This is a genomic window from Pararhizobium sp. O133 (genome assembly GCF_051669845.1).
Taxonomy (GTDB): domain Bacteria; phylum Pseudomonadota; class Alphaproteobacteria; order Rhizobiales; family Rhizobiaceae; genus Pararhizobium.
Window position 1 is genome coordinate 96,260 of sequence record NZ_CP196426.1, and the last position, 22,721, is coordinate 118,980.

At 60.0% G+C, this 22,721-nt stretch carries 24 protein-coding genes, 1 tRNA gene and 1 pseudogene; 18 read left to right on the forward strand and 8 right to left on the reverse strand.

Features of this window, described 5'->3' with window-relative positions; all coding sequences use genetic code 11:
• Window positions 1–18: 18 nt before the first annotated feature.
• A complete protein-coding gene (locus ACST81_RS00465; protein ID WP_438750849.1) occupies window positions 19–207 on the forward strand; it encodes a hypothetical protein in 189 nt (62 codons plus the stop codon).
• Window positions 208–346: 139 nt separating this feature from the next.
• Window positions 347–553, forward strand: a complete 207-nt coding sequence (locus ACST81_RS00470; RefSeq protein ID WP_438750850.1) for a hypothetical protein — start codon at window positions 347–349, stop codon at window positions 551–553.
• 191 nt (window positions 554–744) lie between these two features.
• On the opposite strand, the gene ACST81_RS00475 is transcribed toward ACST81_RS00470, so the two are convergent.
• On the reverse strand, window positions 745–1,776 hold the full coding sequence (locus tag ACST81_RS00475; RefSeq protein WP_438750851.1) for a hydroxyacid dehydrogenase: 1,032 nt from the start codon (window positions 1,774–1,776) through the stop codon (window positions 745–747).
• An 87-nt stretch (window positions 1,777–1,863) separates the two neighbouring features.
• A complete protein-coding gene (locus ACST81_RS00480; protein ID WP_438750852.1) occupies window positions 1,864–2,187 on the reverse strand; it encodes a hypothetical protein in 324 nt (107 codons plus the stop codon).
• 134 nt (window positions 2,188–2,321) lie between these two features.
• On the opposite strand from ACST81_RS00480, the gene ACST81_RS00485 reads away from it, so the two are divergent.
• Complete coding sequence (locus ACST81_RS00485) at window positions 2,322–2,948, forward strand: ribonuclease D (protein ID WP_438750853.1); 627 nt, start codon at window positions 2,322–2,324, stop codon at window positions 2,946–2,948.
• 109 nt (window positions 2,949–3,057) lie between these two features.
• The gene (locus ACST81_RS00490) at window positions 3,058–4,344 is read left to right on the forward strand and encodes a hypothetical protein (RefSeq protein WP_438750854.1); all 1,287 of its coding nucleotides are present in this window, start codon (window positions 3,058–3,060) and stop codon (window positions 4,342–4,344) included.
• Here ACST81_RS00490 and ACST81_RS00495 read toward each other — a convergent pair whose 3' ends face one another.
• Both ACST81_RS00495 and ACST81_RS00500 read right to left on the reverse strand, forming a co-directional pair.
• The gene (locus ACST81_RS00495) at window positions 4,345–4,680 is read right to left on the reverse strand and encodes a DUF6665 family protein (RefSeq protein ID WP_438750855.1); all 336 of its coding nucleotides are present in this window, start codon (window positions 4,678–4,680) and stop codon (window positions 4,345–4,347) included.
• A gap of 59 nt (window positions 4,681–4,739) precedes the next feature.
• Window positions 4,740–6,122 carry a nicotinate phosphoribosyltransferase gene (locus ACST81_RS00500; protein ID WP_438750856.1) on the reverse strand — a complete coding sequence of 461 codons (1,383 nt, stop codon included), beginning with the start codon at window positions 6,120–6,122 and terminating at the stop codon, window positions 4,740–4,742.
• A gap of 381 nt (window positions 6,123–6,503) precedes the next feature.
• Here ACST81_RS00500 and ACST81_RS00505 point away from each other — a divergent pair, with 381 nt between their 5' ends.
• Window positions 6,504–8,585, forward strand: coding sequence for a hypothetical protein (locus ACST81_RS00505; RefSeq protein WP_438750857.1), 2,082 nt, complete (start codon window positions 6,504–6,506; stop codon window positions 8,583–8,585).
• Between the two features lie 81 nt (window positions 8,586–8,666).
• Here ACST81_RS00505 and rpsA read toward each other — a convergent pair whose 3' ends face one another.
• Window positions 8,667–10,370 carry a 30S ribosomal protein S1 gene (gene rpsA, locus ACST81_RS00510; protein ID WP_438750858.1) on the reverse strand — a complete coding sequence of 568 codons (1,704 nt, stop codon included), beginning with the start codon at window positions 10,368–10,370 and terminating at the stop codon, window positions 8,667–8,669.
• Between the two features lie 115 nt (window positions 10,371–10,485).
• Window positions 10,486–11,118, reverse strand: a complete 633-nt coding sequence (cmk, locus tag ACST81_RS00515; RefSeq protein ID WP_438750859.1) for a (d)CMP kinase — start codon at window positions 11,116–11,118, stop codon at window positions 10,486–10,488.
• Window positions 11,119–11,440: 322 nt separating this feature from the next.
• On the opposite strand from cmk, the gene ACST81_RS00520 reads away from it, so the two are divergent.
• From ACST81_RS00520 to ACST81_RS00540, 5 genes and pseudogenes are all read left to right on the forward strand, one after another.
• Complete coding sequence (locus ACST81_RS00520) at window positions 11,441–11,830, forward strand: TIGR02300 family protein (protein ID WP_438750860.1); 390 nt, start codon at window positions 11,441–11,443, stop codon at window positions 11,828–11,830.
• Window positions 11,831–12,031: 201 nt separating this feature from the next.
• Window positions 12,032–12,107 (forward strand) — tRNA-Ala (locus ACST81_RS00525).
• Window positions 12,108–12,351: 244 nt separating this feature from the next.
• Window positions 12,352–12,513 (forward strand): annotated as a pseudogene (locus tag ACST81_RS00530) (type II toxin-antitoxin system RelE/ParE family toxin); the annotation flags it as partial.
• Window positions 12,514–12,584: 71 nt separating this feature from the next.
• Window positions 12,585–12,863 (forward strand): helix-turn-helix domain-containing protein, encoded by a 279-nt coding sequence (locus ACST81_RS00535; RefSeq protein WP_438750861.1) that lies wholly within the window; start codon window positions 12,585–12,587, stop codon window positions 12,861–12,863.
• Window positions 12,864–13,001: 138 nt separating this feature from the next.
• The gene (locus ACST81_RS00540; RefSeq protein ID WP_438750862.1) at window positions 13,002–13,781 is read left to right on the forward strand and encodes an SDR family oxidoreductase; all 780 of its coding nucleotides are present in this window, start codon (window positions 13,002–13,004) and stop codon (window positions 13,779–13,781) included.
• Between the two features lie 61 nt (window positions 13,782–13,842).
• Here the strand turns inward: ACST81_RS00540 and ACST81_RS00545 are convergent, their stop codons facing one another.
• Window positions 13,843–14,172 carry a DUF6894 family protein gene (locus tag ACST81_RS00545; RefSeq protein ID WP_438750863.1) on the reverse strand — a complete coding sequence of 110 codons (330 nt, stop codon included), beginning with the start codon at window positions 14,170–14,172 and terminating at the stop codon, window positions 13,843–13,845.
• A gap of 76 nt (window positions 14,173–14,248) precedes the next feature.
• Between ACST81_RS00545 and ACST81_RS00550 the strand changes: the two genes are divergently transcribed.
• Together ACST81_RS00550 and ACST81_RS00555 are read left to right on the forward strand one after the other, a co-directional pair.
• Window positions 14,249–14,968: a Crp/Fnr family transcriptional regulator gene (locus ACST81_RS00550; protein ID WP_438750864.1), complete on the forward strand. Its 720-nt coding sequence runs from the start codon at window positions 14,249–14,251 to the stop codon at window positions 14,966–14,968.
• Between the two features lie 61 nt (window positions 14,969–15,029).
• On the forward strand, window positions 15,030–15,455 hold the full coding sequence (locus tag ACST81_RS00555) for an OsmC family protein (RefSeq protein WP_438750865.1): 426 nt from the start codon (window positions 15,030–15,032) through the stop codon (window positions 15,453–15,455).
• A 4-nt stretch (window positions 15,456–15,459) separates the two neighbouring features.
• Here the strand turns inward: ACST81_RS00555 and ACST81_RS00560 are convergent, their stop codons facing one another.
• The gene (locus ACST81_RS00560) at window positions 15,460–16,041 is read right to left on the reverse strand and encodes a DUF1349 domain-containing protein (RefSeq protein WP_438750866.1); all 582 of its coding nucleotides are present in this window, start codon (window positions 16,039–16,041) and stop codon (window positions 15,460–15,462) included.
• A 199-nt stretch (window positions 16,042–16,240) separates the two neighbouring features.
• On the opposite strand from ACST81_RS00560, the gene ACST81_RS00565 reads away from it, so the two are divergent.
• The 6 genes from ACST81_RS00565 to ACST81_RS00590 all read left to right on the forward strand — a co-directional run bounded on the left by ACST81_RS00565 (window position 16,241) and on the right by ACST81_RS00590 (window position 22,595).
• On the forward strand, window positions 16,241–17,548 hold the full coding sequence (locus ACST81_RS00565) for a UDP-glucose dehydrogenase family protein (RefSeq protein ID WP_438750867.1): 1,308 nt from the start codon (window positions 16,241–16,243) through the stop codon (window positions 17,546–17,548).
• Between the two features lie 43 nt (window positions 17,549–17,591).
• Window positions 17,592–18,596, forward strand: coding sequence for an NAD-dependent epimerase (locus ACST81_RS00570; protein ID WP_438750868.1), 1,005 nt, complete (start codon window positions 17,592–17,594; stop codon window positions 18,594–18,596).
• Between the two features lie 462 nt (window positions 18,597–19,058).
• On the forward strand, window positions 19,059–19,352 hold the full coding sequence (locus ACST81_RS00575; protein WP_438750869.1) for a hypothetical protein: 294 nt from the start codon (window positions 19,059–19,061) through the stop codon (window positions 19,350–19,352).
• Between the two features lie 397 nt (window positions 19,353–19,749).
• The gene (locus ACST81_RS00580; RefSeq protein WP_438750871.1) at window positions 19,750–20,322 is read left to right on the forward strand and encodes a hypothetical protein; all 573 of its coding nucleotides are present in this window, start codon (window positions 19,750–19,752) and stop codon (window positions 20,320–20,322) included.
• Window positions 20,323–20,412: 90 nt separating this feature from the next.
• Window positions 20,413–21,822: an O-antigen ligase family protein gene (locus ACST81_RS00585; protein ID WP_438750872.1), complete on the forward strand. Its 1,410-nt coding sequence runs from the start codon at window positions 20,413–20,415 to the stop codon at window positions 21,820–21,822.
• A complete protein-coding gene (locus tag ACST81_RS00590) occupies window positions 21,819–22,595 on the forward strand; it encodes a metallophosphoesterase (RefSeq protein WP_438750873.1) in 777 nt (258 codons plus the stop codon). Before ACST81_RS00585 ends, ACST81_RS00590 begins: the two co-directional genes overlap by 4 nt.
• Window positions 22,596–22,721: the final 126 nt, after the last annotated feature.

A 22,721-nucleotide genomic window follows, 5' to 3' on the forward strand; every position in this document is an offset into this window, starting at 1 on the left:
AGCTATGGGGGAAGCGCCATGCGGAAGCGCGACGAAGTCGAAAACTGGGCAGTCAACAGGGCACAACAAATTCTGATGCGTGAGGGGATGGATCTCGCTCTTTCCGCACGTGAGTTTGACAGCGGAATGGTCCGCGCCAAGGGCAAGCAGCTCGCCATGGCGATTGCCGCGTCTCTGGTCGAGGCTTCCGCCGTCCGGGCGGACTAAGACGAGACGGCGACCAGGGACAGCCTGTGTGGGCAACAGTACCTGCTCGCCCCCCTAGATTTGGGAGTTGCACCCGTATCGAACGGCCTTAGACTGCCGATTCAGATGAACAGATGCCTTCTCGCGAATGGGGTGAAAAATGTCATTTCTATCCGATATGGCCCTTGAACAGGGCGAAATCGAAGTCGTGTGCGGCGCGCTGGAAGAATGGTGCGAAGAGACCCGCACGACGCTGGACAGCGATGATGGCCGCGACGCAGCCACGGTGATGCTGGGCCTCTACAAGACCGGCCACGAAACGAAAACGTCGATTCTCGAAGCCATGCGCCGAGTCAACGGCAACTGATCCGACGAACAGGGGTCACACGCAATCTGCTTCTGGTGATTTGCATGGTGCAAGTACAGGCCTTATCCTTGAGCCATGCAGCGCAAGAATTTTGACGAGATGAACTGCCCCATCGCCCGCACCCTCGACCGGTTCTACGTCCCAGCATCTCGGCCGGAAAAAGGCCAGTATGGTGTTTGGCTGGGCGCGGATCAGTTGACGCTGACGGGCTTGGAGCGCATGCGGGAGACCGTTTCGCGCTCCGCCCGTTTGCAGCGCATCGGCGGCAGACTGCGGTCCATCAGGTCCATGTCTTCCAGAACCATGTCGCCCATCTTCTTGAAGGCGCTGTCGAGCGCGCCGGCCCGGTGGGCGGAGCGCAGGAAGCCTTTGAGGCCGCGGACGGGATGATCAAGCGCAAGCGGCTCGTCGGGAAAGACATCGCTGGCGGCCACGATATGGCCGCTTGCCACCGACGCCATCAGCGCATCGAAATCCACGACATTGGCGCGGCTGAGCAGGATGAAAGCGGCGCCCGGCCGCATCTTCGCGAAAGCATCCGCGCCAAGGAAATGCTGGTTCTCGCTGGTCACGGCCGCGACGACGAAGACGAAATCGCTCTTTGTCAGGACATCCTCCAGGCTTGCCGGCTTGACGCCATTGTCGATGAGGATCGATGCCGGCATCCAGGGATCGTAGACCCGCGTGTTGGTGCGAAAGCCGGTCAGTACCCGGTTCAGCGCCTTGCCGAGATCGCCGAAACCGATAATACCGACATCGGCGCCCGAGAGAAGCCGGGCCTTCGCATTGCCTTCGCCACCCCACAATTCCTTGCCCTCGCGGAAATCGAGATCGGCATCGACAATGCCGCGCGCGATGTTGAGCGCCATGGCAAGCCCCAGCTCGGCAACCGGCTCGGCAAAGACCTGACCCGTCGTCACCACGTGAATGCCACGGGCGAACAGGATGTCGTAGGGCATGTTGTTGATCAGATTGCTCTCGACATTAAGAATTGAGCGCAACTGCGGCATGCGCGCCAGCGTCTCGGCGCTGAGCGGCGGCTGGCCGATGATGTAGCGCGCCTCGCCGAGGACGTCATCGCCGAGCCCGGCAACGTCCTCCGGATCGGCTTCGATGATGCGATACTTGGTCTTCAGTTCGTCGAGCGCCTCGGGCGTGAAAATCAGATCCAGCGTGCGCGGCTCCGGCGCGCTGATGACCAGGGGTCGTTGCGAAACGGACATAATTTTCACTCCCATACCAGGCCATGGCGGCCCGCTTCCTCGTGGAGCGAAGTTGTATTGATCATACAGCAATTTGCAAGGATGGGATCAGTAATTGAACCCGCGCAGTTGACGCTCGATAGAGCGCGGGGAATTACGCGACTGGAACACGGGACCATTGCCCTTGCGGCAATTGTTGATCGTTTCGTATTCCTCGCCGTGAGTCGGATGGTTCTCATGATGGACGACGGTCTGTTCGCAGACCACGACCTTGGCCTGCTCCGCCTCTTCCGGCGTCTTTACACCCGGCAGGTCGAAATAGGGTTGCGACGGCTGCACTTGCTGCGCCGACGCTGCAGGGGCATTGGCGATCATACACGATGTGACAACGACCACGGCCAGGAGAAGAGACTTGGCGATCAGCATCTGCATTCCATTCATCGCCCCTCGCTCAGATCGTCACGCACCGTCGGGCGTCAGGAGACGGTATCGCTTCCGGCAAACATGCGCTATAGCCCAACGCACTGAGGAAACGCGGCGCCTGCCCGGTTGATGTGGGGATTTCGATGGCGAATACAATACGGGTTCACGAAGGCGATATCTCGCGTGAAGACGCGGCCCGCTACCGGGGTGCGATCGCCGTCGATACCGAGACGCTGGGCCTCGTCCCGCGTCGCGACCGGCTCTGCGTCGTCCAGCTTTCGCCCGGCGACGGCACGGCCGATGTCATTCGCATCGGCAAGGGCCAAACGCAGGCGCCGAACCTCGTTGCCATGCTCGAAGACCCGGCCCGCCAGAAAATTTTCCATTACGGTCGCTTCGATATCGCCGTGCTGTTCCACGCCTTCGGCGTGACGACGACGCCGGTGTTCTGCACCAAGATCGCCTCGCGGTTGACGCGGACCTATACCGATCGTCATGGCCTGAAGGACAATCTGAAGGAACTGCTGGACGTCGATATTTCCAAGCACCAGCAATCCTCCGACTGGGCAGCGGAAAAGCTGTCCCAGGCGCAGATCGAATATGCCGCTTCCGATGTTCTGCACCTGCATGCCCTGCGCGACCGGCTGACCGATCGACTGCTACGCGATGGCCGCGCCGACCATGCCGATGCCTGCTTCGCCTTCCTGCCGACCCGCGCCAAGCTGGACCTGTTGGGCTGGGAAGAAACCGACATTTTCGCTCATAGCTGATGTCATCGGATGGCAGCCGCGCCTGAAAATGGCACACGGTTAAGGTCAGGTTAACGGTTGCGCCCTATCGTTGGGCCACAGCCCCGACGATCATGGACCCGATAGACCGATGATGCTGCTCCCGACCCAACAAGCCTCCGCGACGCTTGTCACCTCGATGGTGCAATCGATTGTCGATGACATCGAGAAGCGCCGCGTCGAGGAAGAAGAAAAACTCAGCGGCAAGGAAGACAAGGTCGTCAAGGCGCAGGTGCGCTCCGACGATGTCTCCAAAGCCGCCAATGCCAAGATCAACGAGCATTTCTTCGGCGCCCTGAAGCGCGACGAAAACCCGCTGGCGACGCTGATTGCCCGCTTTACCGGCGCGGTGGGCCTGTCGCAGGAAACCGGCGAGAGCAGCGACGACTTCGCCACCCGGCTGCAGGATGCGCTGGTCTTCGTCCAGATGATCGACAAGGATGCTGTCTCGGGCAAGATGGTAGAGCCCGTGTCCCTGGCGCGTTTCGGCGTGTCCGCCACGGAAATCGCCGAGATCAACGCCGGCACGGCGGAAAACCCGAGCGACATGGCGCTGACGCTGGCGCGGTTCGCCAAAGAGAATGGCCTGGAACAAGCCAGCGACGAAACGGATGATGCGTTCAGCAGCCGTATCGGCGCTTCCCTCACCGCCTATCGCAAGACGCTGGCGGAAAGCATCCCGGCGATCGAGAAGAAGACCGGACTGACGGAACTCGGCATCACCGCCGAGCAGATGATCGAGGCCATCCGCCGCCCTTATGGCGCGCAGGCCGAAGCGATCGAGGCGATCCTCGACGACAAGGCGACGGAAGAAAAGACACTGACCGCCGATGTCAGCAAGGTGCTGCAGCGGCTGGAAGACATTGCCGATCCGAAGACGATCGAGGAGTTGAAGGCCGAACGGCTGGCGAAGGACCCGACCAAGGTCGAGGACGCCGAAACCCGCAAGGAGCGCGAGGAAACGATCGACGCGCTGGAGGCCGGCGAAAAGCTGGAAGACGTGCAGGACCTGCACGAAGCCATCCGGAAAGGGAACGAGGCGGCCACGAAGAACGGCGGTGCCAAGGACACCGTGACCGGCGAGACGGCCGAGACGATCGCCATCGAGGCGATCCAGGTTCTCGCCGCCGGCGCCGAAATCGCGCAGACGCAGGCCGAGGCGCCGAAGGGTGACGCCAAGACATCGGCGCTGTCGCAGAACGACGAAAGCACCGGCGAGGTCGAGCCGCCAAGCGACACGGAGCAGGCGGTCATGCTGGCGCGCGCCGGACAGGCCGACGCGACTAAGCGCGACGAGGAAGCCCAGAAGGGCATTCTCTCGGTCACCATCGACGAGAACGGCATTTACGATCTGTTGGCAAAGAAGGAAGCGGCCTGATCAGCCCTTGCGCCGGACGATTCCCAGTCGCGCCATGACTTCCTTCGGGATACCATATCGCTGGACGGCATCGCGATTCGACCGCAAGCCGCAGATTTCCCGCTGTATGAAGAAAGCCCAGACCACATCGGCGGCATCATCGAGCAACTGCTCGCGCCGCTCCGGCGAGATGGCTGGATCCTTGAGCGCGGACAAGGCCCCGATCGCCTTCTCCACTTTCAGGCCGTGACGGCCGAGTGAATCTGCCCGCTCCGACATCAACTCATATTCGAGCAGGTTCAGGCCGGTATCCCTGGTGAAGGCCGGGGCGAGGGCTTGGGGCGGACGAACCGTCATGTTTTGCTCCAACGACAACCAAGCCCAAGATGGGGTCGCCATCGCGTCGCGACAATATCCTATTTGGCGCGGCCGCGAATTTCCTCGAAACTCCAGTCCTTGAGAAGGTCGCCGTTTTTCCAGATCGTCTCCAGATGGTTGTGGCGATCCTTCAATTCGTCGAGGCGTGCGGCTTCAAGTCCACCGAGACCGTCAACAACGGCCTGCCGTCCGGCCTTCGAGGCCTTCACGTTCATGGTCGCGGGTCGCTTGAAGACATCGTGCCAGCGGCCACTGTCGTCCTGGCGGGCATTGGCTTTCATGGCGAAGGAATAGGTATCGCGGTTGACCTTCTGAAGCAGGCCACCGCCGACGCCGAAGGCGATATTTTCGGCCGAAAAGCCGAAAGCCTCCAGCCGGCCGAGGATCTGGCTGATGTCCGCATTGGACAGGCCATCGCCCTGGATGACGCGGACGGACTTGTCGAGCACCTTGTAGCCCTTGCCGTTCAGCGTCGAGCCGAAATGATAGTCGAGCTGCTTGACGACATGCACCGGCGTCTCGATCGGATCGCCGCTATCGGGACGGATGACCACCGTGCCGCCACTGGCCTTGATCTTGTCGCGCAATTGTCCGCCCCAGATTTCAGAGACGGCATAGTTGATGTCGTAGCTGTCGGAGACAACAGCGAACATGCCGCCGCCGGCGAAACGGTCGATCATATTGGCATAGGCTTCCGCCTCGCGCTCGACACCCCAGGCAGTCATGGTCGAATGTTCGGACGCCGGGATGGAGAATCCGGCCATGTCGGCGCCGTAGTAACGGCGCGCATGGAGAATGCCGGTTACCGTGTCGGTTCCCATGAAATGGACAAGATGAGCCGCACCGCCGATGCCGGCCTGCTCAAAAGCGCCGACACCGCGCGCGCCAAAATCATGCAGGCGGAAGGGCAGTACCGCCGCCGGATCATCGCAGGTCTTTTCAAGGATTGGCCGGATGATCTCGCGAATCTTGCGGGCGTTGCTGGCGACCGAGGACGGATACCACACGGCGCGCAACAGGGCGGTCTCGATATAGGAGGTCAGCCAGAAGCATTGCGAATCCGTATTGACCACCTGCACAATCGGCACGCCGCGCCGCAGCAGCGTGCCTTCCGGCAGCGCCTGGATTTCGAGCGGCAGATAACCGCCGAAATGCTCGACGACCCGCATCCAGCCGGCGCGGTTGAACGGCAGGCCATGGGCAAGAACGATCGCCTCGGCCTCATCGACATCGGCACGCGTCACCGGCTTACCGAGATATTCCTTGAGAAACATCTGCAGGCCGAAGAAGACCACGTCGGGCTGGTCCTGATGGCCACGGGTTTCGATATAGGCCGAAATGGCCCGGGTGCCCGGCGGATACTGGAGAAAATGGCTGAATTTGTAGCTGTCGGTGTTGAGGATCAGATTGGCTGGATTCATCGCATTCCCCCGAAAGCATTCCAATTCCGCCACATGGAATGGCGGCAACACCGTGGCCATGATGTACGCGACCGGCAAAAAAGCAGCAAGTGCAAAGGCAGGCGCCAAGGTCTCGCAAAGCCACCCTCCGCACCGGATGTATGGTTAATATTCTGTCAATCTTTCCGGCCTAATATTGGGATGTAAATGCTCGGCCCACCCCATGGCTCCGCAGCAGCCTTCGCAGTCTGGTTTGGCCATGAACGAGCCGTCGGGCATGCGCATGAAGCGCCTTCACTCATCCAAGGCATTTGCTTGGCCGGGCCTCTTTCATGAAAGGCGGGCCGCGAACCGAACCCTGTTTCTCGTTTCAACCCTGATCTGACGGAGATTGCGATGCTGATGCCCATTCTCACAGTCAAGACGGTTACTGCCCCGACGGCGCACGCAGCAGCCGTGGTCGAGACCCCGAAGGACCGTGCCCCCCTGCCCCCCATACGGGTTTCCGGCAGGCAATCGGACGTCATGCTGAAAATCCTGGAGACGCTGAACCGGCATCTGGTCGGCAGCGAGCCCTTACCACGCGAAGCGCTGGTCCGACTGCTCGAAACGTTGGCGAAGGTTCTGAAATTCCCGCCGTTACCGCAGGAAAGCCTGCGCGATTTCAGCAAGCGCCTGGCCGTCTTCCTCGAAACCCTACCGCCGGCCGTGCGCCAGGCGGTCGAAAGGCAGTTGGGGCAGCGCAATCTCGCCGTATCCATCCGGATCCTGACCGAAGCGCTGAAGATGCCGTCGATCCTCGACGCATCGCGTCTGCCGGAGCGGGCTTTCACGCCCCTGACACCCGGCCGTCCGCTGCTCACGCAACCCGAGATCCGGCCGGCAACGATCTCGTCGATCCAGCAAAAACCTAACCAGCAAGGGTTGGTCCAGCAACAGCCAACCCAGCAACAATCGGCTCTGCAACAGCCGGGTCAAGGCAGATCTGCTGGCCAACAGCAAGCCTTGCCGGCGGCGCAGCCCCTGCAGCAGACTGTTTCGAGCTCCATTCTCGCGAGCGCGACCTTTGTCCCCGATCCCGGCATCCTGCAAGCCGTCCTGAAAAAGGCCTTCGGCAATGATGACGAGCCGGTCTCCGTTCCTGTGATTGCGACTGAAGAGCACGAGGCCGGACAGGACGCGGTGGCCACGGTCTCTCGACAGGATGACGGGGCAAAGCGCGAAATGCCCCGCAGCGGCGATGCCACCGCGGCCGGCGCTTCGGCCAGGATGCCGGCCAAGGCGAATTCGGAGACTATCCCGCTCCTGCGCGCGGCCGCCGCTTTCCTCGCAGCCGATCCTGAGGCACTGTCGCTGGTTACCGCGCTCGCTGGCGGCGATATCGATAGCCGGCTCACGACCTCTGTTGCAGAGGAACTGGGACTCGATCTTTCCGAGCCTGTGGACGTGGCGGAACCCGCTGTCTTGCCGGAAACGATCGAACTGCCGGACGGTGAAGATTCGACGGAACAAATGCCGCAGCGCCCTCGTGAGAACGAGGAAAAGCCGGCGACCCGCGCCACGGTCGAAACCCGGAGCGACCGGCCAGTTGAACCGGTCAAGGAAAGACCGGCCGCCACAATCGCCTCCGAGACTGCCGCGAAGCCATCACGGGCGGAGCCGCAACAGACCGCCCCCTCCATCACCAGGCCGGAACCGGTTCTGCAAAACGCGGTAGCTCAGATCCGGCAGGCCCTTGCCCGGGACGACGTTGCGGGCTTCACGGGCCATGATCTCGGCGAATGGGAATTGGAACACGGGTCAACGCCCCAGACGCAGGTCGCGACCGAGGAAGCTGAGACAGGTCGGTTCGAGCCAAGCGACGACGAGAAAGTCTTTTCCCAGACGCTGAAGGCGCTGGTCGAGGCAAGCCTTCCCCTGCCAGACGGTAAGATCGACTGGAATGCCCCCGAAACGCTGTTTGGCGCCCTTGCTGGCGAGGCGGCCGACATGGAGGCAGACGTTCTTTTTGCGGAACTCAAAGCGGCCGATGACGCGATCCTGCCGGACACGACGCTGCTGACCGGAGACATCGGCGAAACTGCCGGGACCTCCACCTTCGAAGCCGATACGTTGAGTGCGCTGCTTGAGCCACCGGAGGACGGCAACACCGCTCGTTCGCCTCTCAACCACGCATCACCCATGGACGAGCCGACGCGCGACGCCCAGACGCCACGACAGCCCGAAACCGGCATCGCCCGGGACGCCGTTCCCTTCACCATGATTCCTTACCTGCCGGCCAAGACCGAAGGTATCAAGGCGAAGAAAGAAGAAGACGAGGAACAATCGCCCTCTGCCGCTCATGACGAGCACGGCGACAACCGCGAATCACCCGAGGATCAGGAAAACGGCTCGAACGCTGCTCCCACCGTGGGTGAAGAAGACGCCACGGACGAGGCCGGCGACGCCTATGATCTCTATCGCCGCATGGGTGGACTGGGCTGATCCACAACCACCCGATTTGATGACAACAAAAAACCCGCGGAAATCACTTTCCGCGGGTTATTTCATTCCAAAGGCAGAGGCTTATTCGCCGCTACGGTTCTTCAGGGCTGCGCCGAGGATGTCGCCGAGCGAAGCGCCACTGTCGGACGAACCGAACTGTGCGACGGCTTCCTTCTCTTCAGCGATTTCAAGCGCCTTGATCGACAGCATGACCTTGCGGTCCTTCTTGGAGAAGTTGGTGACGCGGGCGTCGACAACCTGACCAACGGAGAAACGCTCCGGACGCTGTTCGTCGCGGTCACGCGACAGATCGGCACGGCGGATGAACGAGGTGAGGTCTTCGTGGTTGACGAGCTTCACTTCGATGCCACCGTCGTTGACGGCCAGGACTTCGCACGAGACAACGGCGTTCTTGCGCAGGTCGCCGGAAGCAGCGGCGTCGCCGACCGCATCCTTGCCGAGCTGCTTGATGCCGAGCGAGATGCGTTCCTTTTCGACGTCTACATCGAGAACGACAGCCTTGACGACGTCGCCCTTGTTGTATTCCTCGATGACCTGCTCGCCCGGACGGTTCCAGTCGAGATCCGACAGGTGCACCATGCCGTCGACGTCGCCGTCGAGACCGATGAACAGGCCGAATTCGGTCTTGTTCTTGACTTCGCCTTCAACTTCGGTGCCAGCCGGATGGCTGTGCGCAAAGGCCTGCCACGGGTTCTCGAGCGTCTGCTTGAGGCCGAGCGAGATGCGGCGCTTGGTCGGATCGACTTCGAGAACGACAACGTCGACTTCCTGCGTCGTGGACAGGATCTTGCCGGGATGGACGTTCTTCTTGGTCCAGGACATTTCGGAGATGTGGATCAGGCCTTCGATGCCCGGCTCCAGCTCTACGAATGCACCGTAGTCGGTGATGTTGGTGACGGTACCGGAGATCTTCTTGCCGACCGGGTACTTGGCACCAATGCCATCCCACGGATCCGACTCGAGCTGCTTCATGCCGAGCGAGATGCGGTGGGTTTCCTGGTTGATGCGGATGATCTGAACCTTGACCTGCTGGCCGATGTTCAGGATTTCCGACGGATGGTTGACGCGGCGCCATGCCATGTCGGTGACGTGCAGCAGGCCGTCGATGCCGCCGAGGTCAACGAACGCACCGTAATCGGTGATGTTCTTGACGACGCCGTCAACAACCTGGCCTTCTTCGAGGTTCTGGACGATTTCCGAACGCTGCTCGGCACGCGATTCTTCAAGAACCGTACGACGCGACACGACGATGTTGCCGCGACGCTTGTCCATCTTCAGGATTTCGAAGGGCTGCGGGTTGTGCATCAGCGGGGTGACGTCGCGGATCGGACGGATGTCGACCTGGGAGCGCGGCAGGAAGGCAACGGCACCATCCAGATCGACGGTGAAACCACCCTTGACCTGGTTGAAGATGACGCCTTCGACGCGTTCACCGGCTTCGAACTTGACTTCGAGGCGGACCCAGCTCTCTTCGCGGCGAGCCTTTTCGCGCGACAGAACAGCTTCGCCCATCGCATTTTCGATGCGCTCGACATAGACTTCGACTTCGTCGCCGACCTTCAGCGTGCCGTCCTTGGCCTTGGCGCCGAATTCCTTGAGAGCGATGCGGCCTTCGACCTTGAGGCCGACGTCAACAATGGCGACGTCTTTCTCGATAGCCGTTACAATACCCTTGGTGACGTAGCCTTCGGCAAGATCCTGCGAGGCAAAGGATTCCTGCAACAGCGCGGCAAAATCGTCGCGGGTGGGGTTAGCTTGAGACATGAATACTCCTGAAGTGCCACGGATGAGGCACAGGCGCCGGGGGTTAGCGTTGACACGTCCGAAAACCATCCGCTCTCTCAGGGAGAGCAAATCCGGCGCGGGATGGTTGCTCGGACTATTTGTTCAGGGCAGCGTCGATGATGCTCTTGGCCGCCTGGAAAGCGGCCTCTATACTCATTTCGGACGTATCTAGCAAGTGCGCATCCGCAGCCGGCCGCAGCGGGCTGTCGGCCCGACCCATGTCGCGCTCATCGCGCTTGGTGATATCAGCCAGAATCTCCAGGAAATCGGCGGGAACGCCATTGCCGACGATCTCATCGAACCGGCGGCGGGCCCGAACCTCGGCCGAAGCCGTCACGTAGAGCTTTACCGGCGCATCCGGGCAGACGACCGTGCCGATATCGCGTCCGTCGAGCACGGTGCCCGGTTCGCGCACGGAAAAGGCGCGCTGCGCCTCGACCAGCGCCTGGCGCACCAAAGGCATCACGGCGATCGAGGACGCCGCCTCGCCGATCGCATGGGCCGAGAGCACCGAACGATCAAGCCCGGCAAGCTCGACATTGCGGGCAATACCTTCCGCCAACGTCTCATCATCAAGCGGCTGGCCGGCATCGAGAAGCGCCTTGGCTGTGGCACGGTAGGTCAGGCCGGTATCGAGATGGTGGAAGCCATAGATCTCGGCGATCTGGCGCGAGAGAGTCCCCTTGCCGGCAGCGGCCGGTCCGTCGATGGCGATGATGAAAGTCATGGAACTACCTGAAAGTGGGTATGATCGTCGTGGCGGGCCGCACGACAGCCATGAAATCTCACACTATCGTTCTCGTCGGCAAGCTTTTTTGCGAGATAATAAAGACTGATCTCAACGCCTCGTATCAGGATGCTGCCCGCCCTATGGTTCGCCAGAGTCGCAGACTGCCTCTCTCGCAAACAAAAGCCAGCCGGGCATCCCCAGAAGTTAGGCTTTGACAGAACAGGCCAAGACCATTATGGGGACCGGCTAATTCATTTCACGTTCAACGCCGGTTTTCCGGCAAAAGCCGGTTCGTCCGGCCATTCAAGAGGCTTTGACTGTGGCAAAAGCGGAACTTGGAACAAAGCGCATCGATCCGGAAACAGGCCGTAAGTTCTACGACCTGAACAAGGATCCGATCGTTTCTCCCTACACCGGCAAATCCTATCCGTTGTCCTTCTTCGAGGAGACATCGGTCGCCAAGGTGATGGAGAAGGCTGCCGAGGAAGACGAAATCCAGGAAGTCGATACCGAGAGCACGGAAGTCGAACTGGTCTCGCTCGAGGATGCCGACAGCGAAGCCGCCGGCGGCGACGACATTCCGGACATGGGCGACGACGATGTCGAAATCGAAGGCGATGACGACGACACCTTCCTGGAAGCCGACGACGAAGACGAAGACGGCCTTTCCGACCTGATTGGCGTCTCCGACGACGACGACGAGGTCTAAACCTCTCATATCGCACAGAAATGCGTCCGCGCGGGGTTTCGACCGGCACGCGGACGCCGGGGGTCGGGGCTCATATCAGAAAATCTCACCCCTTTGTCTTTTTCGGCTTGCCATCTTCAAAAAGCAGAAGTATGAAGCCGCCACCCCACCGGACAAACGGTTCGACGGGGTACCCGGAACCGGCATCGCCGGACCCATAATGGGGCTATAGCTCAGCTGGGAGAGCGCTTGCATGGCATGCAAGAGGTCAGCGGTTCGATCCCGCTTAGCTCCACCAAATCTTTCCTGAACACAGAGCATTGCAGATGGACGACTTCGCTGAACCTTGCGTTGCCTGTTTTTCATCACGCGGCGACATGACAGGGCCTGAAATAACACGCTCCTCATGATCTGCCGTCATTGTGCGATTATCGCATATCTGCTATATAGTCTTTATGCGATGGACGGTTGAAACCCTCGATATTGTGGATTCAGAAATCGAGGCCTTACCGCCCAAGCTACAGGCTCGGCTTATTCGCCTCATGGAAGCGGTCGAGAACGTTGGCCTCGATCAATTGCGGGAACCGCATGTGAAACATCTCGAAGGCAAACTTTGGGAATTGCGCGCCAAGGCTTCCGAAGGCATCGCGCGCGGGATTTACGTAACTGTTACGGGGCGACGATTGATCGTTCTGCATGTTTTCGTGAAGAAGTCGCAGAAAACCCCACAGACCGCCCTTGAGATTGCCAGAGCGCGAATGAAAGAGGTAAAGCCATGACAAAGATTTCAGATTTGAAAAAAAAGTTGATGGACAACCTGGAATTCCAACAGGAGTATGAGAAAGCCGATGCGGAATTCCGGCTTATCGAAACCCTCATCGCGGCCAGGACCAAGGCAAAGCTTTCCCAGGCCGAGATTGCGAAGCGCATCGGGACGACACAATCAGCCATCGCCAGACTTGAAGGCGGTGGGATATCCCCTTCCGTCTCCACCTTGCGCCGGTATGCAGAAGCGACGGGTGCCAGGCTCGAGATCAACCTGATAAGCCCTTGAACGAAGCTGCTTAGCGGCCGGTATTCTTTGCTATTGACGGGTTTATTCTTCTGCGAGAAGCATCTGAGCCGGTAGCGCAATCCATACCCGTTATAGAACATCTCCACGCTACGCCTTCGCCTAAGAATAGGACAAACCATGGATTTCGGCATCAGCGACAAACGCGCCCTCGTGCTCGGCGGCAGCAAGGGGCTTGGACGGGGGATTGCCGAGGCGCTGGCCGGTGAAGGTGTTTCGGTTGCATTGACGGGACGCGATGAGGGCAGGACGGCAAGCGTGGCGGCGGAACTTCGCGATTCGGCGCGCGGGTTCGGTCTCGATCTTTCCGATCCGGATGCCATCGATCCCTTCCTCGATCGGCTGACTACGGAGTTCGGTGATATCGACATCCTCGTGCTGAATGGCGGCGGACCGCCGCCGAGTGTTGCGGCGGAGATCGATCCGGCCGTCTGGCGCAAACAGTTCGACACGATGGTGCTTTCGGGCATGCGAATCACCGGCCGGCTGCTGCCATCCATGCGGCAGCGCGGCTGGGGCCGGATCATGGCAGTGGCTTCCACCAGCATTCGCGAGCCCATTCCGGGCCTCACTGCCTCCAATGCGCTTCGAAGCGCTGTTGCCGGTTGGATGAAGACGCTGGCCGGCGAGGTGGCGGCTGACGGCGTCACCGTGAACATGCTGCTGCCCGGCCGGCTGGCAACGGACCGGACGTTGAGTTTCGATCGCATGGACGCCGAAGCGGAAGGGCTGAGCATCGAAACGGTGGCGGCCCGCAGCCAATCGGACATACCCCTCAAGCGCTACGGCACACCGGCCGAATTCGGCGCGGCGGCGACCTTCCTGGCGAGCCGTCAGGCTGGCTATATCACCGGCGTGGCGCTGCCGATCGACGGCGGCTTCAGCCGGTCGATGCTGTAACCACATGGCCTGAACCAGATGGCCTGAGCGCCGACGCCGTTGCCGGATCGGCGGCGGCGATCTATCGACGAGCTATATCGTCGAGCCACAAATTGCTGAAGGTGAGGTTGGCGACCGAAACGGCCTTGCCGTTGTCATCCCTGACGACGATTGAAATGGCTCCGCGCATCCGCTCCGGAATTTCGTCTTGCGCTATATCCAGCAGGATACGGCTTATCTCCCGTGCAACTCCCGCCCGCGAATCGAGTTCCATCCCGTCATTGTCGCGAACCGGTCCGTCTCCATTCTGCAAATCGAAAAAATATCGGCCCATGTGCATTGATCCTGTTGAATGATCAAGGAATTCGCCGCCGTGAAAATTGTTCCTGAAAACAAGAGATTCGACATCCATGTGTCAATGTTAAATGAGCCGCGGCCATTTGTGCGATAGTTGGAAGCCTTCTAAACTTCTGATGGCATGCCGTACATTGATCGATTCCCTGCTCCTCAATCTCCAGAGTCATGACGTGGTGACGCCGCACGAGGTGTCGTTGCTCAGAAACTTGATCTGGCGCGACCGCCGATTCAAGGTAGACGAGGAAATCGTGGTCGAGGGTTCGCGGCCGGGTTACAGCACCCTGCTGATCGACGGTTTCGCGGCGCGCTACAAGTTCCTGGCGGACGGCACAAGGCAGATCACCGCCCTTCATATCGCTGGCGATTTCGTCGATCTGCATGCCTTTCTGCTGAAAACCATGGATCACGGCATCGTCGCCATGTCGCCCTGCCACGTCGCTTTCGTCGAGCACAGCGATCTGAAAGCCATCACCGAAACCCAGCCGCATCTCAGTCGGCTGCTCTGGCTGGATACCTTGGTAGACGGTGCCATTCACCGCGAATGGATCGTCGCCATGGGCCGTCGATCGAAGAAAGCGCATCTCGCCCATCTCGTCTGCGAACTATATATGCGGCTGCAGGTCGTCGGCCGCACAAGCGGCTACAGTTTTCACTTTCCGCTGACCCAGGTCGAACTCGCCGATGTGCTGGGCATTTCCCTGGTTCACCTCAACAAGACCCTGCAGATTCTCCGCAAGGCGGAACTGTTGACCTGGATCGGCCAGATGATCACTATCCTGGACTGGACGCGCCTGCAGGAACTGGCGCAATTCGACCCGACCTATCTCAGCCAGACCGTCGAACCCCGCTAGACATTGCATCCGGTCGCTGAACGCTTCATGTTTTGGCTTTAAAGCCGGATATGGGGATCGAATGGCGGAACTGATGACGAAGACAAGACCAACCGGCGCCAGCGCTGTTCTCGGCCGGCATGGATTTCCACTCGTCACCTCCGCGACCGGCGGCGAAATCCAGATCGTCACCGGGCCGTCACAAGCCGGTTTCAACCCGATCGACCTGCTCTATGCCTCGCTCTCGGCATGCATGGCCATGAGCGCCCGTATCGCCGCAAATCAGATGGGACTTCTCGACCGACTGACCGACATCCGTGCCGAGGTGAGCGGCGAAAAGGCCAACGATGGCCTGTCGCGAGTCATGCGCTTCGATATCACGCTGACAATCCGTGGCGATATCGATGACGCGGCGCGCCAGATGATCGCCGGGGCGGCGGAAGAAATCTGCACGGTCAACAACACGCTGCGCGGCGGCGCGGATTTTTCCCTCAAGATCTCGGATTAGCTGCCTAATCCCCGTCGTGAAGAGACCGGCTGATCGGTTCGCCGATGGCAATATCGCGAAACGTCGCCTCGAAACCTTCCCGTTCCGGCGAACAGGCGGTCACGCCGATCTCCGCATCGGCGGATGGAAACGGACAGAGCCGCGCCATCTGCCATGGTCCGCCGGCATCGAAGCGGAACTGTACACGCACGGCTGCGTCATGCCGGGTCAACCGGACGAACAGCGGAGCGGATGGCGCAATGCCAAGTAATGGAATGACCGACCAGTCGGAAACGTCGCGGGTCGTCACCACGCTGAAATGCATGAGGCCATCGGTATATTCGATGCCGCACTTGATCCAATTGTTTTCGTCCAGCCGAAGCATCAGCCCTGCCTGATCGTAAAGGGTCTCATACCGCCCGGTGATCGTCGCGGAGGCGGTGAAATCGCCGGACACCCGGCGCAGGTAGGCGTGGCCGCTGTCACGGATGAAGCCATAGAAGGTCTCGCGCCAGAAATCCGTCCTGGCGTCCGTCTTCAGCGTCAGCGACGTCGCATCGCCGCTCCATTCGGACGGCTCGTTATGCCAGCGAAACACCTCGTCCACGCGTGATCCCTTCCCGCCATCCACTTCAGATCCAACCGAAAGGTGAGCCATGACCGGCTGGGTGGCAAGCCCTCGGTCGAGGCACGTTGACATGGCCATTGGCAAGGCGTGTCTGTTTGACTATGGATGCCGCCACGCGTGCCTGAGTACCGCTTTCGAAACAGGATCGCGTGTCCGCGAAGCCATTCTGGAGTCTGCCATGAAAATCACGATGATCGGTGCCGGATATGTCGGGCTTGTTTCCGGCGTCTGCTTTGCCGATTTCGGCCACGAGGTCACCTGCCTGGACAAGGATGCGGCCAAGATCGACGCGCTTCTGGCCGGACGCATCCCGATCTTCGAGCCGGGGCTCGAGCAACTGGTGGCCGACAATGTCAAGGACGGCCGCCTGAGCTTTACGACCGATCTGGCGACAAGCGTCGCGCAGAGCGACGTGATCTTCATCGCCGTCGGCACCCCGTCGCGACGCGGCGACGGTCATGCCGACCTTTCCTATGTCTATGATGCCGCCCGCGAGATCGCCACCCATGTGAGTGGCTTCACCGTCATCGTCACCAAGTCGACCGTACCGGTCGGCACCGGCGACGAGGTCGAGCGGATCATGCGCGAGACCAATCCGAACGCCGATATCGCCGTCGTTTCCAACCCGGAATTTTTGCGCGAAGGCGCCGCGATCGACGATTTCAAGCGACCCGACCGCATCGTCATCGGCCTTGACGACGAACGCGCCCGCGCAGTGATGACCGAAGTCTACCGGCCGCTCTATCTCAACCAGTCGCCGCTGCTGTTTACCACCCGGCGCACGTCCGAACTCATCAAATATGCCGGCAATGCCTTCCTCGCGATGAAGATCACCTTTATCAATGAAATGGCGGATCTCTGCGAAAAGGTCGGCGCCGATGTGCAGGAAGTGGCGCGCGGCATCGGGCTCGATGGCCGCATCGGCGGCAAATTCCTGCATGCCGGGCCGGGTTACGGTGGCTCCTGTTTTCCCAAGGACACGCTGGCGCTGGTCAAGACCGCGCAGGACCATGACAGCCCGGTGAGGCTGATCGAAACCGTCGTCTCCGTCAATGACAACCGCAAGCGCGCCATGGGCCGCAAGGTGATCGCGGCGGCCGGCGGCGACGTGCGCGGCAAGAAGGTCGCCGTGCTCGGACTCACCTTCAAGCCGAACACCGACGACATGCGCGACAGCCCGGCCATTGCCGTCATCCAGGCGCTGACCGATGCTGGCGCTGTCGTCACCGGTTATGATCCGGAAGGCATGGACAATGCGCGCCAGGTGATCGACGGCATCGCCTATGCCGACAGCCCCTATGCGGCGGCCGAAGGCGCCGACGTGTTGGTGATCGTCACCGAATGGAACGAATTCCGCGCGCTGAACCTTCCGAAGCTGAAGACCCTGATGAACACGCCCGTCCTCGTCGATCTCAGGAACATCTACCAGGCGAACGAAGTGACGAAACACGGGTTCAGCTATACCAGTGTCGGGCGGCCGGAATAACGGGTAGCCGCCTTTCGAATGAAGACGGATTGAGGGAACGGGCATGCGCTATCTGATCACGGGAACGGCAGGTTTCATCGGGTTTCATCTCGCCAAAAGACTGCTCGATGACGGCCATTTCGTCACCGGCTTCGATGGCATGACCCCCTATTACGATGTCCGCCTGAAGGAGCGCCGCCACGCCATCCTGTCGCGCTCCAACGGCTTTCGCCCCGTTATCGGAATGCTGGAGGACCATGCTGCGCTGGAGAAGGCGGCCGAGCTCGGCGAACCCGATGTGATCGTCCATCTCGCCGCCCAGGCCGGCGTCCGCTACAGCCTCGAAAACCCCAAGGCCTATGTCGATTCGAACTTGATCGGCTCCTGGAACATGCTGGAGCTGGCAAAGGCCGTGCAGCCGAAGCACCTGTTGCTGGCTTCGACCTCGTCGATCTACGGCGCCAACGAGAAGATCCCCTTCGCCGAGACCGACCGGGCCGACGAGCCGATGACGCTCTACGCGGCGACCAAGAAATCCGGCGAGCTGATGGCGCACAGTTATGCCCATCTCTACGGTATTCCGACCACCGCCTTCCGCTTCTTCACGGTTTACGGCCCCTGGGGCCGCCCGGACATGGCGCTGTTCAAGTTCGTCGATAGCATTCTCAACGACCGGCCGATCGAAATCTATGGCGAGGGCCGCATGAGCCGGGACTTCACCTATATCGACGATCTCGTCGAAGGCATCGTCCGGCTGATGGCGGCCGCGCCTTCCGAGACAAACCGTGTCGAAGGGATCGACACCCTCTCCCGTCACGCTCCGTTCCGTGTCGTCAATCTCGGCGGCGGCCAGCCGGTCGAACTGATGGCGTTCGTGGAAACGGTCGAGGCGGCGATCGGCAAGCCGGCGATCCGCAAGATGCTGCCGATGCAACAGGGCGACGTGCCGCGCACCTTCGCCGCACCCGATCTCCTCAATGCCCTGACCGGCTTCAAGCCCTCCATTTCCGTCCAGGAGGGCGTGAAACGCTTCGTCGACTGGTATCGCGCCGAGATGACGTCCGCCTAATCTAGAGCATCGTCTGGTTTCATCTTTAAGCATACATGCTAATCATACCCGGCATCTTCAATTGACGCTGTTCCATGGCCGTGACAGTGGTTAGGACATGCCATTTAAAGGTTCATTGCAACAAAAGACATTGTTGCGACGCACCAAATGCCGGATTTCAACGGCGTTTCGCTAGGCAAATCCGGTCCTTACCCGGATTCAGACTTGACAGAAGCTATTAGTAAATTCTAACGTGGTTACCATAAGTTTAATAAGGAGGGGTCTCGACGTCCGCTCCCATTTCAAAAGGGGTATATTATGTTTAAACGGACTTTGTTGATTTCCGCCCTTGTGATCGGCGCATCGCTTTCTTTCACGCCTTCTTTCGCTGCTCCTTCCGCAGCTTCGGTTTCGGGTCTTGCCAGCTGCTCCGGCAGTGCTTGCGTCGCACAGGCCCAAGCTCTTCTTGCTGACATCAACACAATGCCGGCAGGCCCTGCCAAGGACAAGCTGTTGCTCGCTCTCGTCAAGTCGATCGGCGCTGTCGCCATCGCGAACCCGGAGCTTTCGGTCTCGCTCGGTAACGTTGCCGCTGGCGCCCAGAACGGCCTCAGCGCGGCGGCCGCTCCAGCAGCTGCGATCGTTGCTCAGGTTGTTGCCGCCCTGCGGGCTGGCACTCCGGGCGAAGCCACGGCCGCTGTTGACGGTCCGGGTCTGGACGGCCCTGGTGACGATGGTGGCAATGACGATGGTCTCGGCAACAGCTCCGCGAGCTGATCGCCCTTTTCCCCCATTGAAAGCGCCCCTTCAAACGGGCGCTTTTTTTGCGTTTGCATATCAACCGCTGAGTGCTCGTACGTCCGCAGATCATTTGCATGCGGAAACAGATGGTCTGGGATTATGGTGAATTTAACTTACGTCTGATACTTCGAGACCAAGAAATACTGCGTGCCAATTGCTCGTTCCCCTGCATGGACGAAATCTGAATTTGAGCGGTAGAAATGAGCCTTTCCAATAAAATCCGGTTCCAGTTCCCATGGAAATCGGCGGACGAGACAGCATTTACTGGTAGTGGCGCAGCATGATCAGGCAGCGGAAATGGATCGCAATGCTGTCTTGCCTATTGCTTTCAATAGCGAGCGGCTACGGCTTGTGGCTTGAAATGGCGCCGTTCTTGACGAAACCGATCAAGGAGGTGGTCTCCGCCGACGATCTGGCTGGCGAGGACTTCGTTTTCGGCCTCTCCTCCTATTCCAAGCTGACCGTGATGTCCGATTGCTTTCGCCTCGTCCTCAGTTACGGCGACATCGACATGGTCGACGAAACCGTCCGGGGCGTGGTTTCGCGATGCGCCGACCGCGCCGCCGACATAGTCGAGACGACCCCGACGGATTCGTTTGCCTGGCTCGTTCGCGCGGCGGCTTCGGTGCGACTGGCGGCGAATGAGGACTTTAATATTGCCTTGCAAAACTCGCAGCTGACGGGGCCGAACGAACAATGGATCGCCCGTTTTCGCGTCAACCTGGCGGAAAACTACTTCTCCGCGCTGAACCCCCGCTCCCTGAAATCGGAGGAAGCTGATCTGCGGCTGCTCGTCAGCAGCGAAAAGGGCATTAAGCTCATTGCGAAACGCTACATTTCCAACCCTGATTTCCGGGCGAGAATTACAGCGGTCGTCGAGACGATGCCGCCAAGGCGGCAGGCGGTTTTCCTGAAGGTCGTCAAGCAAGCGATGAACAAGGGATGACGCGGCCGTCATGACGCACAGCCGGCACAGAACGACACCACACATGCATCCGCTTTCCCTTTCGACGCCAGCACGGCAGGCTTGAGCCAAATGAGAAAAACCACCCGCTATCATTCGGACCGCTTTCGGCTCAACAACCAGCTCATGTGGCCGGTGCTCGGCGTTGTTTTCCTGTCGCCCTTCGCCTTCGGCAGCACCAAGCCGTCCTTCTGGCTCCTGTGGTCGGCTCTGCTCTCTCTCTGCGGCACCATCCTGTTTGCGCGCATGGCGCTGTCCGGCGCCAGGTTCCGGATCGCACCACGAAATCTGATGGTCCTGTTCGGGCTGTTTTCCGTGCTTGGCGCCTATATGGCTTTCCAGGTCCTGCCCTTGGGCAGCCTCGCGCCTTCGGTATCCACGGTCGCGGATCCGACGACGCGGATCGCGCTCAATACGATCAGCCTCACGCCGCATGATACGATCCTCGCGCTAATGCGATGGGCGAATTACGGGCTGCTGTTTTTCCTGGTGCTGCAGATGACCAGCAATCCGCAGCGCGCCCGTGTCTTCATCAATCTGGTCTATTGGGCGATCGTCATTCATGCGGTCGTCGGTCTGCTGTTCCTGCTGCAATTCGGCGATACCATTCTCGGCATCCCGAAATGGAAGTATTTCGGCTCCGCCATGGGCGGTTTCATCAACCGAAATTCCTATGCGACATTCCTCGCCTTTGGCAGCGTTATCGGTATCAACCTGATGATCGAACGGATGACAGAAACCAATCTTGGCAAAGGCGATAGCTCGCTCTTCGGCCGATATCTCGGCAAGGGCGGTGTTGTCATCATCGGCTTGGGCTGGGTTGTCCTCGTCATGACGCTGATTGCGACGAACTCACGCATGGGCGTGTTTGCCGCCTGTTGCGGTATGATCGCATCGGTTCTCATGGCGCTCGCGAAGAGAACCGCCGGCACGAACCGCATCGCGATCTGGACCTTTCTCCTCCTCATTCCCGCGATTGTCGGCCTCGGCATCATCGGATACGGTACGACGTTCATCGAGCGGGTTGGCGACGTCGATGCCGCGGCCGATGTCCGGATGCAGCTGTATCAACAGGTCGTGACCATGATCGAAGCAAGGCCCTTTCTTGGGTTCGGCGGCAACAGTTTCGAATATGCCTATCCGCTTTTCCACCAGGCGCCGGTGAGCGTCGATCTGGTCTGGGATAAGGCGCACTCCACCTATCTGGCGCTCTGGGCGGAATATGGTCTGGTCTTCGGCTCCATTCCAATGCTGATCGTCGCGACCATCCTGTTTCAACTGAGCGCGGCCTATCTGAAGGTTCCGGGGCAGGACATGCTGCTACGCTCGGGTATCGGCGTCATCCTTGTCGGCGCCGTCCATTCGCTGGTGGATTTCAGCCTCGAGATCGAGGCGGTGACCTTCGCATTCGTCGTCATTGTCGCAACCGCCTGGGCGCGCCGGTTCGAACTCGGTAACACTGGCTACGGGACGGTGCCATGATCCGCAGCATCCTCGATTTCCTGCGTGGCGGTCGCGCGCTGCCGGTGGTTCCGCAACGGCAGAAGCTGTTCTTCGACGAAGCCCCGGATCATATCTACGCCATTGGCGATGTTCACGGCTGCGATGACACGCTGGGCAGGCTGGAAGATCTGATCTTCGAGGACAGCCGCAAGCGGGACGGAACAAAGTGGCTGGTCATGCTCGGCGACTATATCGACAGGGGCCCGAAATCCGCGTCCGTGATGGACCGGCTGACAAGCCGGCCGCGCGCGGATATCAAACGCATCTGCCTTGCCGGGAACCACGAGGACGTCATGCTCGACTTCTTCCGCAATCCGTCAGCCGATCATCGCTGGCTGAATTTCGGCGGGCTGGAGACGCTCTATTCCTATGGCCTACACAAGATTCCGTCCAACCGCCAAGCCTTGAAAAATGCTCTGTTGTCACGCTTTCCGGACGAGCATCTGACCTTCCTGGAAACGCTGCCCTCGCTGCTCAGCGTTCCCGGCTACTGTTTCGTCCATGCCGGGATTCGCGACGGAGTAGTGCTTGCCGATCAGAATGATGCGGATCTGTTGTGGCTACGCCCAGGAGAGGATGAAAAGGATGTAGCCACAAGTGGCTTCGTCACCGTGCACGGCCATACGCCGGTGGGCGATGTCGAGATCGGAACGAGGCGTATCAATCTCGACACAGGCGCGTTCATGAGCGGAATTTTGTCCGCGGTGCGTCTTTCAGGCCGCAACGAGCCGGAGATCATCCAGTGCGGTTAATAATGTTTGAATTTCGCAATTGTGGGGCGTCGTCAATCTGGTAGAACTCGGATCGGCCATGCTGCACAGCAGCAATCAAAATAAATACATTTTTACAATAACAGCAAGTGCTGTACAAATAATGGT

What these genes read in the sequence shown, in the direction of transcription:
- ACST81_RS00590 (WP_438750873.1), top strand. Translation starts at nt 21,819, where the DNA reads ATGATCCGCAGCATCCTCGATTTCCTGCGTGGCGGTCGCGCGCTGCCG.
- ACST81_RS00545 (WP_438750863.1), bottom strand. Translation starts at nt 14,172, where the DNA reads ATGGATGTCGAATCTCTTGTTTTCAGGAACAATTTTCACGGCGGCGAA.
- ACST81_RS00470 (WP_438750850.1), top strand. Translation starts at nt 347, where the DNA reads ATGTCATTTCTATCCGATATGGCCCTTGAACAGGGCGAAATCGAAGTC.
- ACST81_RS00480 (WP_438750852.1), bottom strand. Translation starts at nt 2,187, where the DNA reads ATGCAGATGCTGATCGCCAAGTCTCTTCTCCTGGCCGTGGTCGTTGTC.
- ACST81_RS00585 (WP_438750872.1), top strand. Translation starts at nt 20,413, where the DNA reads ATGAGAAAAACCACCCGCTATCATTCGGACCGCTTTCGGCTCAACAAC.
- ACST81_RS00465 (WP_438750849.1), top strand. Translation starts at nt 19, where the DNA reads ATGCGGAAGCGCGACGAAGTCGAAAACTGGGCAGTCAACAGGGCACAA.
- ACST81_RS00540 (WP_438750862.1), top strand. Translation starts at nt 13,002, where the DNA reads ATGGATTTCGGCATCAGCGACAAACGCGCCCTCGTGCTCGGCGGCAGC.
- ACST81_RS00490 (WP_438750854.1), top strand. Translation starts at nt 3,058, where the DNA reads ATGATGCTGCTCCCGACCCAACAAGCCTCCGCGACGCTTGTCACCTCG.
- ACST81_RS00495 (WP_438750855.1), bottom strand. Translation starts at nt 4,680, where the DNA reads ATGACGGTTCGTCCGCCCCAAGCCCTCGCCCCGGCCTTCACCAGGGAT.
- ACST81_RS00565 (WP_438750867.1), top strand. Translation starts at nt 16,241, where the DNA reads ATGAAAATCACGATGATCGGTGCCGGATATGTCGGGCTTGTTTCCGGC.
- ACST81_RS00505 (WP_438750857.1), top strand. Translation starts at nt 6,504, where the DNA reads ATGCCCATTCTCACAGTCAAGACGGTTACTGCCCCGACGGCGCACGCA.
- ACST81_RS00535 (WP_438750861.1), top strand. Translation starts at nt 12,585, where the DNA reads ATGACAAAGATTTCAGATTTGAAAAAAAAGTTGATGGACAACCTGGAA.
- ACST81_RS00500 (WP_438750856.1), bottom strand. Translation starts at nt 6,122, where the DNA reads ATGAATCCAGCCAATCTGATCCTCAACACCGACAGCTACAAATTCAGC.
- ACST81_RS00485 (WP_438750853.1), top strand. Translation starts at nt 2,322, where the DNA reads ATGGCGAATACAATACGGGTTCACGAAGGCGATATCTCGCGTGAAGAC.
- ACST81_RS00555 (WP_438750865.1), top strand. Translation starts at nt 15,030, where the DNA reads ATGGCGGAACTGATGACGAAGACAAGACCAACCGGCGCCAGCGCTGTT.
- ACST81_RS00575 (WP_438750869.1), top strand. Translation starts at nt 19,059, where the DNA reads ATGCCGGCAGGCCCTGCCAAGGACAAGCTGTTGCTCGCTCTCGTCAAG.
- ACST81_RS00475 (WP_438750851.1), bottom strand. Translation starts at nt 1,776, where the DNA reads ATGTCCGTTTCGCAACGACCCCTGGTCATCAGCGCGCCGGAGCCGCGC.
- rpsA (WP_438750858.1), bottom strand. Translation starts at nt 10,370, where the DNA reads ATGTCTCAAGCTAACCCCACCCGCGACGATTTTGCCGCGCTGTTGCAG.
- ACST81_RS00570 (WP_438750868.1), top strand. Translation starts at nt 17,592, where the DNA reads ATGCGCTATCTGATCACGGGAACGGCAGGTTTCATCGGGTTTCATCTC.
- cmk (WP_438750859.1), bottom strand. Translation starts at nt 11,118, where the DNA reads ATGACTTTCATCATCGCCATCGACGGACCGGCCGCTGCCGGCAAGGGG.